Genomic DNA, 12,853 nt, shown 5'->3' on the forward strand with positions numbered 1-12,853 from the left:
CGAAACAAGGCCCTCAACCAGCTGAAATCCCTCGGCTACGACGTCCAACTCACACCACGAGCCGCGGCCTGAGGTCACCATGTTTTCCTAGGAGACCCGACGTCGCCAGCAGGGCGGGTCTGCAGACTCGCGTTCTGACGGTGGTGGATCTCGATACGCCCGCTCCGCGGGCTACTCGATCAGCATGAGAGGCACGCTGGTCGAGCAGCCGCGGAGCGGCGCATCGAGACCCGCCGCGTCAGCGACCGAGCTCGAGCAGCCGCTGCAGGTAGGCGCCGTAGCCGCTCTTCACCAGCGGCGCGGCGAGCTCCGCCAGCGCCGCGTCGTCGATCCAGCCGTGGCGCCACGCGATCTCCTCGATGCAGCCGATCTTGAAGCCCTGGCGCTGCTCGATCACGCGGACGAACTCCGTCGCCTCGATCATCGAGTCGAAGGTCCCGGTGTCGAGCCAGGCCGTGCCGCGGTCCAGGACCTGCACGTTCAGCGTGCCGGCCTCGAGGTAGCGCTCGTTGACCGTCGAGATCTCGAGCTCGCCGCGAGCGGAGGGCTCGATCGTCTTCGCGATGCCGACGACGGAGTTGTCGTAGAAGTACAGTCCGGGCACCGCGTAGTTGCTCTTCGGCTTCGCGGGCTTCTCCTCGATGGAGAGCGCGTGGAACGCGTCGTCGAACTCGACGACGCCGTACGCCCGCGGATCCGCCACCTGGTAGGCGAAGATCACCGCGCCCTCGATCTCGGTGTTGGCCGCGAGCGCCGTGCCGAGCGCCGTGCCGTGGAAGATGTTGTCGCCGAGCACCAGCGCGACGGAGTCGTCGCCGATGAACTCCTCGCCGATCAGGAAGGCCTGCGCGAGCCCGTCGGGCGACTCCTGCACCGCGTAGGACAGCGTCATGCCCAGGCTCGAGCCGTCGCCGAGCAGCGCGCGGAACTGCTCATTGTACTCGGGGGTCGTGATGATCAGGACCTCGTCGATCCCGGCCATCATCAGCGTCGACAGCGGGTAGTAGACCATGGGCTTGTCGTAGATCGGCATCAGCTGCTTCGAGATGCCCTTGGTGATCGGCCAGAGCCGCGAGCCGGAGCCGCCGGCGAGGATGATGCCCTTCACGAGTGCGCTCCGTCCAGCTGGGCGTAGAGCGCCTTCGCCTCCGCCCAGGTCGGCAGGATGCCCTGCGCCTCCGCCTCGGCCAGGGTCGGCGCGTCGGTGTCCTTCGGCGAGAGCAGCGGCTCGCCCGCCTCGGCCGGGAAGCGCAGGCCGATCCGCTCGTCGAGCGGGTCGATGCCCTTCTCGCGGACCGGGTCGTAGGTCGAGGAGACCAGGTAGGAGACGACCGCCCCCTCCGTCAGCGCGACGAAGGCGTGGGCGAGGCCCTCCCCGAGGTACACCGAGCGGCGGTCGACGTCGTCGAGCAGGACCGAGTCCCACTGCCCGAAGGTCGGCGAGCCGACGCGGACGTCGATGATGTAGTCGAGCACCGCGCCGGAGAAGCAGGAGACGTACTTGGCCTGCGACGGCGGGATCTGCGCGAAGTGGATGCCGCGGACCGTGCCGCGCTTGGAGACCGAGGTGTTGCCCTGCTGCAGCGACAGCGGGTGCCCGACCTTCTCGGCGAGGCGGTCGAAGCGGTAGAACTCGTAGAACACCCCCCGGTCGTCGGGGAACTGCCGCGGTGTGACCTCGTAGGCGTCGGGGATCTCGAGCTCTCTGATCTGCACGGTCACGAGTGTACTGAGCGCTCGGCGACCCGCCGACGCCGCGGTGGACCGTCGCCGCCGGTGCGCCGGGGTCCGCGCGTCGGAGGCCTCCGGCATGATGAGACGGTGACCTTCCTCCTCACGGGCGCCTCCGGCATGCTCGGCACCGACCTCCGCTCCTCCCTCGGCGATCGCGCCGTCACGGCGCTCGGCCGCGCCGACCTCGACGTGACCGACCTCGACGCCGTCCGCGCCGCCGTCGCGGGCCACGACGCGGTGCTCAACTGCGCGGCGTACACCCGGGTCGACGACGCGGAGAGCGACGAGGAGGAGGCGCGCCGCGTGAACGCCCTCGGCGCGCAGAACCTCGCGATCGCCACCGCCGAGATCGGTGCCGCGATCGTCCAGGTCTCGACGGACTACGTCTTCGACGGCTCGGCGACCAGCCCCTACGCCGAGTCGCACCCCCGCGGCCCGATCTCAGCCTACGGCCGCACGAAGGCCGAGGGTGAGGAGCTCGTGCTCGCCGCGAACCCCGAACGGGGCTACGTCGTCCGGACGGCCTGGCTCTACGGCGCGCACGGCGGCAACTTCGCCAAGACGATGGTCCGCCTCGCCGGCGCGCACCCGACTCTCACCGTCGTCGACGACCAGCGCGGGCAGCCCACCTGGACGGGTGACCTCGCCGACCGCCTGATCGCGCTCGTCGACGCCGCCGCGCCGGCCGGGATCTATCACGGCACCAACGCCGGCGAGACGACCTGGTTCGGCTTCGCCCGCGCCGTGTTCGAGAAGGCCGGGCTCGACCCGGAGCGGATCCGCCCGACCGACAGCGGCAGCTTCGTCCGCCCGGCCCCGCGGCCCGCCTACTCGGTCCTCGGTCACGACGCCTGGGCCGCCGCCGGCCTCGCGCCGATGCGCTCCTGGCAGGACGCGCTGGCCGCCGCTCCGCTCGAGGCGGTGACGCCGTGACCACCACGCTCCGGGTGGTCGTCGACCAGATGCTCGCCCGCGTCCCCGGAGGCATCGGCCGCTACACCGAGGAGCTCACCCGCGAGCTGATCCGCACCGCCCCGCGCGACTGCGAGGTCGAGGCCGTCTTCTCCGCGCATCCGCCGGAGAAGGAGGAGGATCTGCGGCTGCGCCTGCCCGGCCTCGCGCGTCTGCACCGCCTGCACCTGGGCCGCCGCGAGCTCTCCCGCGCCTGGCAGTACGGCATCGGCATCCCCTCCGGCGGCGGCATGATGCACGCCCCGAGCCTGTTCGCTCCGCTGCGCAGTCACGAGGGCCGCGAGGGCGAGCAGATCGCCGTCACGATCCACGACACCGTCCCGTGGACGCACCCCGAGACGCTCACCCCGCACGGCGCCAAGTGGCACCGCGCGATGGCGAAGAGGGCGCAGAAGTTCGCCGATGCGGTCGTCGTCCCGACGCACGCGGTCGCTCAGCAGCTCTCGCAGGTCCTCGACTTCGGCGACCGGATCCGCGTGATCGGCGGTGCGGTCGGCTCGGGGCTCGTTCTCCCCGACGACGCCGACGAGCGCGCGGCGGCCCTCGGGCTGCCGGCCGAGTACGTCCTCAGCGTCGGCACGCTCGAGCCGCGCAAGGGCCTGGTCTCGCTGATCGCGGCGTTCGGCGAGGCGTCGGCCCCGGAGCTCCCGCTCCTGATCGTCGGACCGACCGGCTGGGGCGAGCTCGACATCGCCTCCGTCGCGGACGAGCAGGGCCTCGGCGAGGACCGGGTGCGCGCGCTCGGCGTGCTCAGCGACACCGATCTCGCGCTCGTGCTCAGCCGGGCCACCCTCTTCGTCTACCCGAGCATCGCCGAGGGCTTCGGCCTGCCGGTGCTCGAGGCGATGCACTTCGGCGTGCCGGTCGTGCACTCGGACGACCCGGCGCTGCTCGAGGTCGCGGCCGACGCCGGTGTCGCCGTCGAGCGCGGCGATGCGAAGCACTACCCGGAGCGGCTCGCCCTCGCGATGAGCAGCGTTCTCTCCGACACCGGACTGCGCGAGCGCCTCTCGGTCGCCGGCCGCGACCGCTCCCGCGCCTTCAGCTGGCGCGACTCCGCCGAGCGCGTCTGGGCGCTGCACGCCGACCTCTGAGACGCGCTGATCCGCAGACCCGTCGCCTGACGGCGGTGGATCTCGATACGCCCGCTCCGCGGGCTACTCGATCAGCAGGAAAGCGATCGGCGACCTCGGTCGGTCGAGCAGCGCCGAAGGGGCGTCTCGAGACCGCGCCCGCCACCAGGGCGGCTTTCGGCGCTACTGCGCCGGGTCGTCCGGGAAGAGGCCCTGGTGCACGAGGGAGCGGACCACGTCGTAGTCCGGATCGCGGTCGACCTCGACGACGGGCGGGATCAGCTCGACGACACCGATCGGCTGGGCCTTCGTCTTGAGCCCGAGCTGGACGAAGTAGCCGAGCATCCCCTGCGGGACGTCGGTCTTGATCACCTGGGAGCCGGCGGCGGCGACGTCCTGGAACTTCGAGAGCACGTTGGCCGGGTCGAACTGCTCGAGCAGCGCGGTCTGCACCTGGCGCTGCCGCGCCATCCGGTCGTAGTCGCTCGTCGTGTAGCGCGAGCGGGCGTACGCGAGCGCCTGCTCGCCGTTGAAGTGCCAGGGGCCGGGATCGATCCACTGGTTGACGCCCTGCATCACGCCGTCGGAGTCGGGGAGCCCGCCGAGCGGCAGGGGCTCGGTGCCCTGGTAGTCGATGTCGATGCCGCCGAGCGAGTCGATCAGCTGGGCGAAGCCCTCCATGTCGATCAGCGCGTAGTACTGGATCGGGATGCCGAGCATGCCCTCGACCGCGTCGCGGGTCGCCTCGATGCCGGGCTCGCTGCCCTCCGCGACCGCGTCCGGGTAGAGCTCGGGGTGCTTCAGCTCGACCTCGGTGTAGATCGAGTTGAGCTTGCACTTGTCGACGTCGCAGTTGTCGAGGTTGTAGCCGTCCGGGTACAGCTCGTGCATCGGGCTGTCCTCGGGGAACGGGATGTTGATGAACTCGCGGGAGACGCCGATCGTGGTCGCGGCGCCGGTCGACGCGTCGATGCTGACGACCGAGATGCTGTCCGGGCGCAGGCCGTCGCGGTCCTCACCGGCGTCGCCGCCCAGCAGCATGATGTTGTAGCGGCCGTCGATCGGCGCCTCCATCGCCCCGCCGCCGAAGATCGAGGACAGCGTGCCGCGGGTGATCCCGATCAGGTAGGTGCCGTAGGCGGTCGAGCCGACCGAGACGGCCATCAGCGCGATCGTCGCGAAGGCGAGCACGGCCCGCATCCTCGGCCGCGCCCGCACCAGCCGGATGAGCCGGAGGGTGTCCAGGGTGAGCACGAGCCAGACCACGCCGTAGACGACCAGGGCCGCCTGCAGAGCGAGCATCGACAGGTCGAAGGTCGCGAGCGTGTACAGGCCGGTCGGGAAGACGAAGTAGAGGAGGACGGCGACCAGCAGCGCCGTCCAGAGCGCCAGGGTGAAGCCGAGGCCGAGCCGGCCGAGGCGGCGGTTGCCCGCGAGCACCTGCGCGGAGCCGGGGACGAGCAGGTTGCCGATCAGCAGCCACCAGGCGCGCCGGGTCATGAAGGAGCTCGAGCGGACGTCCGGGTGCCGCAGCGGAAGTGTCATCGCCGTCACAGGCCGGCCACCAGAGCGTCGTTCTTGGCGGCGACCTGCGCCTCCAGGTCCGCCGCGAAGGCGTCGAGGCGCTCGGACAGCGCGTCGTCGCCGATCGCGAGCATCTTCACCGCGAGCAGTCCCGCGTTGCGGGCGCCGCCGATCGACACGGTGGCGACGGGGACGCCGGCCGGCATCTGCACGATCGAGAGCAGCGAGTCGAGGCCGTCGAGCCGCGCGAGCGGCACGGGGACGCCGACGACGGGCAGGGAGGTGACCGCGGCCAGCATCCCGGGCAGGTGGGCGGCTCCGCCGGCACCCGCGATCACGACGCGCAGGCCGCGCGAGCGCGCTCCGCGGCCGTAGTCGATCATCGCCTGCGGGGTGCGGTGGGCCGAGACCACGCGGACCTCGTGCGCCACGCCGAACTCCGAGAGGGTCGTCGAGGCGGCCTGCATGACCGACCAGTCGGAGTCCGACCCCATCACGACGCCGACGAGCGGGGAGGGACCGTTGACGAGCGCGTCGGCGCTCACGGGGCGGTACCGGCGGGGAGGGCGGAGGGCGTGGGGCGGGTCACGGCCACCATGGTACGTCTCAGTCCGTGAGAACGGCCGCCGCGGCACGCGCCTCGTAGACGACGAGCTCGAGCTCGTCACCGGTGGCGTTCACGTGCCCGACCTTGCGTCCCGGACGCGGCTCCTTGCCGTAGTTGTGCACCTTCACCGCCGGGTGCGCGGCGAGCACGAGCGGGTAGCGGTCGGTCAGCGACTCCCCCACCGGGCCGCCGAGGACGTTCACCATCACGGTCCACGGATCGCGGCAGCCGGTCGCGCCGAGCGGCAGGTCGAGCACCGCGCGCAGGTGCTGCTCGAACTGCGAGGTGGTGGAGCCGTCCATCGTCCAGTGCCCGCTGTTGTGCGGCCGCATCGCCAGCTCGTTGACGAGCAGGCGGTCGTCCGTCGTCTCGAAGAGCTCGACCGCCAGCACGCCGGTGACGCCGAGGCTCTCGGCGATCGTCTCGGCGATGTCGGCGGCGGCGTCCGCGAGGCGGCCGGCCGAGGCGGGCGCGGGAGCGAGGACCTCGGCGCAGACGCCGTCGCGCTGGATCGACTCCACGACCGGCCAGAGGACGCTCTCCCCCGAGGGGCGCCGGGCGACGAGCTGCGCGAGCTCGCGGCGGAAGCCGACCAGCTCCTCGACGAGCAGCGCGCCGCCGCGGCCGTCCTCGGCGAGCGCCGCGAACCAGTCGTCGGCCTCGCGCGCGCCGTGGACGACGCGGACGCCCTTGCCGTCGTAGCCGCCGCGCGCGGTCTTCACGACACCGCGTCCGCCGTGCTCGTCGAGGAACGCGGCCAGCTCGTCGGCGGAGGAGACCGCCGCCCAGTCGGGCACGGGGACGCCGAGCTCGGTGAGGCGCTGCCGCATCATCAGCTTGTCCTGGGCGTAGAGGAGGGCGTCCGGGCCGGGGTGCACGGCCACGCCCTCGGCGACGAGCCGGCGCAGGATCGCCTGCGGCACGTGCTCGTGGTCGAAGGTGACGACGTCGACGGTGCGGGCGAATCCGAGCACCGTCTCCTCGTCGCGGTAGTCGCCGACGCGGGTCGCGGCGAGGCCCGCCGGGGCGCCCTCGGTCTCGGCGAGGACGGCGATCTCGAGGCCGAGCTCGACCGCCGCGGGGATCATCATCCGGGCGAGCTGGCCGCCTCCGATCACACCGACGCGCATGACGATCCTCCTGGTTCCGCCCGCGGGCGCGGGGCGGCTCCATGGTAGCGAGGGGCGCGAACACGGCGAGGGCCCCGTCGCACGGTCGGCGGTCAGAGCGGGTCGGGCGCGGGCCAGTCGGGCAGTGGCAGCGGCACCGCCGCGATCGCGTCCCGCAGCAGCTCGGCGACGAGCTCCGGGTCCTCCACGTCGCGCAGCACGAACGCCTCGGCGCCGTCGCGGGTGATCCGCACGTCACCGCAGCGGGCGACGCGCTGGCTCAGGCTCCGCGAGACGCCGACCGCCATCCGCGGGTCGAAGTCGAGGTCGGCGCGGCGCACCGACAGGACGCCGCGACGCGCGTGCAGCCCGCGCTGCGTGATCCGGTAGCGGATGCTGGCCCAGCCGGCGATGCCGGGCACGCAGAGCAGCAGCACGAGCACGGCCGTGCCGAGGGCGATGATCCAGCGCTGCAGCTCCAGCTCGAACTGCGCGGCGAAGTAGAAGCCCGCCCAGGTGAGCAGGAGGAAGCCGGCGACCGGCGCGACGGCGCGGCGGGCGCGCGGCGTGAGCCGAGCGAGCTCCCGGTCCCCCTCCGCGAGCCGGTCCCGGCCGCCGGCGCTCACTGGCGCAGGTGGGTGACGTCGCCCGCGGAGAACGAGCGCCGGGCGCCGTCCTGCTCGAGCACGAGCGAGCCGTCGTCGTCGAGCGCGACCGCGGTGCCCTCCTCGACGGAGCCGTCCGGCAGCTCCACCCGGACGGAGCGGCCGAGGGTGCCGAGGTGCGCGCGCACGACGGCGGCCGACCCCGCGGAGTCGGCGTCGCCGAGCGCGAGGAGAGGCGCGAGCAGCGCCGAGAACTCGGTGAGGAAGGCGGCGAGCACGGCGTCGGCGCCGGTCGTCGCCGCGCCGGCCAGGGCGAGGGAGGTCGCCGTCGGCACGGGCAGCTCCTCCTCGCTCAGCAGCAGGTTGATCCCGGTGCCGACGATCACGCGGCCGTCGGCGAGGCGCTCGGCGAGGACACCCGCCGTCTTCCGCCCGTCGATCAGCACGTCGTTGGGCCACTTGACCTCGACCGCGGTGCCGACCAGCGGGGCGAGCGCCCGCGCGAGGGCAGCGCCGGCCAGCAGCGGCAGCCAGCCGACCGCCGCGGCGGGGAGGGCCGCCGCGTCCACCAGCGTCGAGGCCGCCAGCGTCCGCCCGGCGGGCGCCTGCCAGACCCGGCCCAGGCGACCGCGGCCCGCGCGCTGGTCGTCGGTGGCCACGACGGAGAGGTGCGGCCAGGCGGCGGGCTCGGCGGTCGCGCGCTCGCGCAGCTCGTCGTTGGTCGAGCCCGCGCTCTCGAGCCAGAGGATCTGAGGCGACACGGAGAGGGAGAGCGGGAGCTGCATGCGGCCACGCTACCGGCGGGCCCCGCGAGAAGCCCCGGAGCCGGTCGCAGGCGCCGCGGCTTGTGCGGACCCTCCCACCGGACCCGCCGCTCCCTGTGCGGGTGCGACAACGGAGGGGTCCATCCGCGCCGATAAGGTGGGCGAGTGACCGCGAACATCGAACGTCCCGCGCCCGATCTCTTCACGACCGCGGGGAAGATCGCGGACCTGAAGGCCCGCTACCACGAGGCGGTCACCGCCAGCGGTGAGGCCGCGATCGAGAAGCAGCACGCCAAGGGCAAGATGACCGCCCGCGAGCGGATCGACACCCTCCTCGACCCCGGCTCGTTCGTCGAGCTCGACGAGTTCGTCCGCCACCGCACCCACGCGTTCGGCATGGAGAAGAAGCGTCCCTACGGCGACGCCGTCGTGACCGGCACCGGCACCATCCACGGCCGCCAGGTCGCCGTCTACTCGCAGGACTTCACGATCTTCGGCGGCTCGCTCGGCGAGGTCGCCGGCGAGAAGATCATCAAGGTGATGGACCTGGCGCTGAAGACCGGCGTCCCGATCATCGGCATCCTCGACTCCGGCGGAGCGCGGATCCAGGAGGGCGTCGTCGCCCTGGGCAAGTACGGCGAGATCTTCCGCCGCAACACCGCGGCCAGCGGCGTGATCCCGCAGATCTCGATCATCTGCGGCCCCGCGGCCGGCGGCGCGGTCTACTCCCCCGCCCTCACCGACTTCGTGATCATGGTCGACAAGACCAGCCAGATGTTCGTCACCGGGCCCGACGTGATCAAGACCGTCACCGGCGAGGACGTCGGCATGGAGGAGCTCGGCGGCGCGCTCACCCACAACAAGATCTCGGGCGTCTCGCACTACCTCGCGAGCGACGAGAACGACGCGCTCGACTACGCGCGCACCCTGCTCTCCTTCCTCCCCGACAACAACCTCTCGCCCGCGCCGGTGTTCGACAACGAGGTCGACCTCGAGACCACGGACTCCGACCGCTTCCTCGACACCGTCATCCCCGACAGCCCGAACCAGCCGTACGACATGCGCGCCGTGATCGAGCACATCGTCGACGAGGGCGACTTCCTCGAGGTGCAGCCGCTCTTCGCGCCGAACATCGTGATCGGCTTCGGCCGGGTCGAGGGCCGGTCGGTCGGCATCATCGCCAATCAGCCCAGCGCGATGGCGGGCACCCTGAACATCGAGGCCGGCGAGAAGGCCTCGCGCTTCGTCCGGTTCTGCGACGCGTTCTCGCTGCCGATCCTCACGCTGGTCGACGTCCCCGGCTACCTGCCCGGCACCGACCAGGAGTGGACCGGCGTCATCCGCCGCGGCGCGAAGCTGCTCTACGCCTACGCGGAGGCGACCGTGCCGCTGGTCACCGTCATCCTGCGCAAGGCCTACGGCGGCGCGTACATCGTGATGGGCTCCAAGCAGCTCGGCGCCGACATCAACCTCGCCTGGCCGACGGCCGAGATCGCGGTGATGGGCGGCCAGGGCGCCGTCAACATCCTCTACCGCAACGAGATCCGCAAGGCCGAGGAGGCCGGCGAGGACGTCGCTGCCGTCCGCACCCGGCTCGCGAACGAGTACACCTACAACGTCGCGAGCCCGTTCCTGGCCGCCGAGCGCGGCGAGCTGGACGGGGTCATCGAGCCGTCGGCGACCCGGGTGTCGGTGATCAAGGCCCTGCGGGCGCTGCGGACCAAGCGCGCGAACCTGCCGGCCAAGAAGCACGGCAACATCCCGCTCTGAGCCGCGGTCAGCCGGACGTCGTCGCCTTCTCGGGCGCCGGCGCCGGTGCCGTCGGCTTCTCCGGTGCCGTCTCGTCGGCGGGCTTCTGCGTGCCCGACTTCTGCGTGCCCGGCTTCTCCGCGCCCGGCTTCTCCGCGGGCGGCTTCTCCGCGCTCGGCGCCTTCTCCTCCGGGCGCGCTCCCAGCGCCCGGGCGAAGGCGAGCGCCTCGCGCGGGGAGACGTCCGGCAGGTAGGCGCGCCCGATCGCCGCGCCGATCCGCGGAAGCTGCAGCGCGTCGGGGTAGGCCATCCACAGTCCCTCGTAGCGCGGGTGGAACTTGGCCTTGAATCTGAACAGCGAGGTGAAGCCGTAGGCCGGCTCCAGGGTCCGCGCCAGGAACTCGAGCAGACCCGAGAGCGCGGTCGGCTCCGGCGGCTGCTCCCCCTCCAGCACGGGCGCCGTCGCGAGCGGTGCGCCGGACAGCGAGACGAACTCCGCGCCCTGCTCCTGCGCGCGGAGGGCGGCGGACGCGATCAGGAACTCCATGATCCCGGGCATCGCCTCGTCCGAGCGGCGCATGAAGTCGAGCGTCCAGCCGACGATCCGGCCGTCGCGGTGCACGGGCAGCCAGCTGGTGATCCCCTGCAGCACACCGTCCGGGCCGACGGCGAGGAGCAGCGCGACGTCCGGGTCGCGCGCCTCGTCGATCCCGCCGAGAGTGAAGCCCATCTCCGGCAGCGCCTTCTCGGACACCCACTTCTCGGACAGGTCGACGATCTGGCTGGCCATCCCCAGCGACAGCTCCGGCCAGCTCGTCCAGACCGGCTCGATGCCGAGCTTGATCGCGCGGGTCAGCGGGTAGCGCACCTTCTGCCAGCGCTTCCCGGTCAGCTCGAAGCCGCCGAGCTCGATGATCGTCTCCTCGCCCACCGAGATCCGCGACCAGCCGAGGTCGTCGAAGACCGGCAGCAACTCGTCGTGGACGCTGTAGAACACCGGCGTCCAGCTGCGCTCGTCGCAGAACGCGACAAAGCCGGCGACCACCTCCGCGCGCCGCTCGGGCGCGCAGGCCGGGTCGGACAGCGTGATCGCGACACCGCCCACGACGCGGTAGGCGACGCCGCCCTCGCCGTCGGGGGCGATCCAGTGCTCGTTGCCCTGCCAGGTGCCCTGGTGGCCGAGGCTGCCGGCGCCGTGGCGGACGAGCAGGCGGCGGTAGACGGCCTCGTCGCCGCGCACGCCCTGCACGTCGGTCGCCCGCAGGAGAGCGATCACCGCGACCACGACGAGAGCCCAGAAGACCGGCCCGACCCACTCGAAGCCGATCCGGGCGAGCGGCTCGCGCGGCACCGCCAGCAGGCCGTGCCCGCCGAGGAAGCTCGACGGCACGAAGCGCAGCAGCCCGTCGAGAAGCAGCCGGCCGATCCCGAGCACCGGCTCGAAGCTGGTCCTGGTGGAAGCGGAGAGCGCGAGGTATCCGCCGAGCGAGACGACGAAGCCGATGCCGACGACCACCGACCAGCGGCGCGCCGACTCCCGCGGGGCCCGGATGCGGAAGTGCCTGCTGCCGAACGCCAGGAGGACGATCACGGCGACCGGGACGATCACGGTGGTCGCCACCCAGAGCAGGTACTCGGCGTAGTACTGGAAGTCGGGGTGCCGCGCCGCGCGCTGCAGCAGCACGATGTCGAGGATCGCGATGGCCGCGTTGACGCCGATCGCCAGCAGCAGACCGAGCCGGCGCCCGGAGCGCATCCCGTACGCCGCGACGAGCAGCAGGATCATCGGGACGAACGTGAGCAGGATCGGCCCGGGCGAGATCAGGTTCAGCCGCACGTGGTGCGCGCAGTGCCGGACCGTGGCGCCGCAGGGGTCCTCGAGACCGGCGGCACCGGTGAACGCGCTCTGCAGCAGCCGGCCGAGGAACGAGAACGGCCCGTAGCCCGAGTCCGAGAGCACGGCGACGAGCGGACCGAGGGCCGTGACCGCGACCACCGCGGCGAGCAGGGCGCGCGACTCGCGGTGCGAGCTCGGCGCGGGGCGCTGCGGGCGCAGTCCGCTCACCCCGTGCGCCAGCACGGCCCCGATCACCAGGCCGGCGGCACCGGCGAGGAGGCGGTACACGTCGGCGGAGTCGCCGGCGTAGAGCACGAACATCAGGACCACCGCGAAGACGGTGACGCGCAGGCGACGGCGCCAGAGGCCGCCCATGAACGCCGTCGCGGCCAGCAGCGCGCCGACGCCGCCGATCAGCGGGTCGAAGGTGTGGTCGCCGACCGTGTCCCCGGCCCACCACTCGCCCACCGAAGCGCCGACGCTCTGCAGGGCCGCTCCGACCCCCGTGCCGAGCGCCCCGGTGAGCAGGAAGGCGAGGACCAGCCGGCGCGCCCCGAGACGGCGCTCCGCCGCGATCAGCAGCGGCAGGAGCAGGAGGACGACGAGGAGCAGCGCGGGCGGACCCGACACGATCAGCAGGCCCGTCACCGCGGCCCAGGGCCGGCCGCCGAGGATCGTGCCGGCGCCCGCCGCCCACCAGGCGCCGGTCTCGTCGCTCGCGGGGGCGAGGAGGGTGCCGGCCGCCGCGCTGGCGAGCAGGACCACCGCCGTCGTCGCGAAGGCAGCGGGCGAGGACCGGAGGACAGCGGCGACGCGACGGGCGGAGGCGCGGCCGCGCTTCAGGGACCACGACGGCATGCGGTGACACTCCTGTTCGGA

11 protein-coding genes are annotated in these 12,853 nt (G+C 72.7%); 3 read left to right on the plus strand and 8 right to left on the minus strand.

Annotated features, from left to right (window positions below):
• Positions 1 to 238 precede the first annotated feature (238 nt).
• Both rfbA and EDF35_RS00590 read right to left on the minus strand, forming a co-directional pair.
• Positions 239 to 1,108, minus strand: a complete 870-nt coding sequence (gene rfbA / locus EDF35_RS00585) for a glucose-1-phosphate thymidylyltransferase RfbA (RefSeq protein ID WP_133960441.1) — start codon at positions 1,106 to 1,108, stop codon at positions 239 to 241.
• The gene (locus tag EDF35_RS00590) at positions 1,105 to 1,716 is read right to left on the minus strand and encodes a dTDP-4-dehydrorhamnose 3,5-epimerase family protein (RefSeq protein WP_123734365.1); all 612 of its coding nucleotides are present in this window, start codon (positions 1,714 to 1,716) and stop codon (positions 1,105 to 1,107) included. Before EDF35_RS00590 ends, rfbA begins: the two co-directional genes overlap by 4 nt.
• 105 nt (positions 1,717 to 1,821) lie before the next feature.
• Here EDF35_RS00590 and rfbD point away from each other — a divergent pair, with 105 nt between their 5' ends.
• Both rfbD and EDF35_RS00600 read left to right on the plus strand, forming a co-directional pair.
• Entirely contained in the window at positions 1,822 to 2,667 is an 846-nt protein-coding gene (rfbD, locus tag EDF35_RS00595; RefSeq protein ID WP_123702613.1) for a dTDP-4-dehydrorhamnose reductase, read from the plus strand.
• Positions 2,664 to 3,800, plus strand: coding sequence for a glycosyltransferase family 1 protein (locus EDF35_RS00600; RefSeq protein ID WP_243586407.1), 1,137 nt, complete (start codon positions 2,664 to 2,666; stop codon positions 3,798 to 3,800). Before rfbD ends, EDF35_RS00600 begins: the two co-directional genes overlap by 4 nt.
• 162 nt (positions 3,801 to 3,962) lie before the next feature.
• On the opposite strand, the gene EDF35_RS00605 is transcribed toward EDF35_RS00600, so the two are convergent.
• From EDF35_RS00605 to EDF35_RS00625, 5 genes are all read right to left on the minus strand, one after another.
• Positions 3,963 to 5,324 (minus strand): LCP family protein, encoded by a 1,362-nt coding sequence (locus EDF35_RS00605; RefSeq protein WP_133960442.1) that lies wholly within the window; start codon positions 5,322 to 5,324, stop codon positions 3,963 to 3,965.
• Positions 5,325 to 5,329: 5 nt separating this feature from the next.
• Positions 5,330 to 5,797, minus strand: coding sequence for a 5-(carboxyamino)imidazole ribonucleotide mutase (gene purE / locus EDF35_RS00610; RefSeq protein ID WP_123734368.1), 468 nt, complete (start codon positions 5,795 to 5,797; stop codon positions 5,330 to 5,332).
• A gap of 112 nt (positions 5,798 to 5,909) precedes the next feature.
• Positions 5,910 to 7,046 carry a 5-(carboxyamino)imidazole ribonucleotide synthase gene (locus tag EDF35_RS00615; RefSeq protein WP_133960443.1) on the minus strand — a complete coding sequence of 379 codons (1,137 nt, stop codon included), beginning with the start codon at positions 7,044 to 7,046 and terminating at the stop codon, positions 5,910 to 5,912.
• Positions 7,047 to 7,132: 86 nt separating this feature from the next.
• The gene (locus tag EDF35_RS00620; RefSeq protein ID WP_123445313.1) at positions 7,133 to 7,645 is read right to left on the minus strand and encodes a PH domain-containing protein; all 513 of its coding nucleotides are present in this window, start codon (positions 7,643 to 7,645) and stop codon (positions 7,133 to 7,135) included.
• Positions 7,642 to 8,409 carry a biotin--[acetyl-CoA-carboxylase] ligase gene (locus EDF35_RS00625; RefSeq protein WP_133960444.1) on the minus strand — a complete coding sequence of 256 codons (768 nt, stop codon included), beginning with the start codon at positions 8,407 to 8,409 and terminating at the stop codon, positions 7,642 to 7,644. The genes EDF35_RS00620 and EDF35_RS00625 overlap by 4 nt, the downstream gene beginning before the upstream one ends.
• A gap of 144 nt (positions 8,410 to 8,553) precedes the next feature.
• On the opposite strand from EDF35_RS00625, the gene EDF35_RS00630 reads away from it, so the two are divergent.
• Complete coding sequence (locus EDF35_RS00630; RefSeq protein WP_243582397.1) at positions 8,554 to 10,158, plus strand: acyl-CoA carboxylase subunit beta; 1,605 nt, start codon at positions 8,554 to 8,556, stop codon at positions 10,156 to 10,158.
• Between the two features lie 7 nt (positions 10,159 to 10,165).
• On the opposite strand, the gene EDF35_RS00635 is transcribed toward EDF35_RS00630, so the two are convergent.
• Positions 10,166 to 12,832: a DUF2156 domain-containing protein gene (locus EDF35_RS00635; RefSeq protein ID WP_166673970.1), complete on the minus strand. Its 2,667-nt coding sequence runs from the start codon at positions 12,830 to 12,832 to the stop codon at positions 10,166 to 10,168.
• Positions 12,833 to 12,853 lie beyond the last annotated feature (21 nt).

Source organism: Rathayibacter sp. PhB151 (genome assembly GCF_004366415.1).
Classification (GTDB): Bacteria; Actinomycetota; Actinomycetes; order Actinomycetales; family Microbacteriaceae; genus Rathayibacter; species Rathayibacter festucae.

What these genes read in the sequence shown, in the direction of transcription:
- EDF35_RS00605 (WP_133960442.1), bottom strand. Translation starts at nt 5,324, where the DNA reads ATGACACTTCCGCTGCGGCACCCGGACGTCCGCTCGAGCTCCTTCATG.
- purE (WP_123734368.1), bottom strand. Translation starts at nt 5,797, where the DNA reads ATGGGGTCGGACTCCGACTGGTCGGTCATGCAGGCCGCCTCGACGACC.
- EDF35_RS00625 (WP_133960444.1), bottom strand. Translation starts at nt 8,409, where the DNA reads ATGCAGCTCCCGCTCTCCCTCTCCGTGTCGCCTCAGATCCTCTGGCTC.
- EDF35_RS00635 (WP_166673970.1), bottom strand. Translation starts at nt 12,832, where the DNA reads ATGCCGTCGTGGTCCCTGAAGCGCGGCCGCGCCTCCGCCCGTCGCGTC.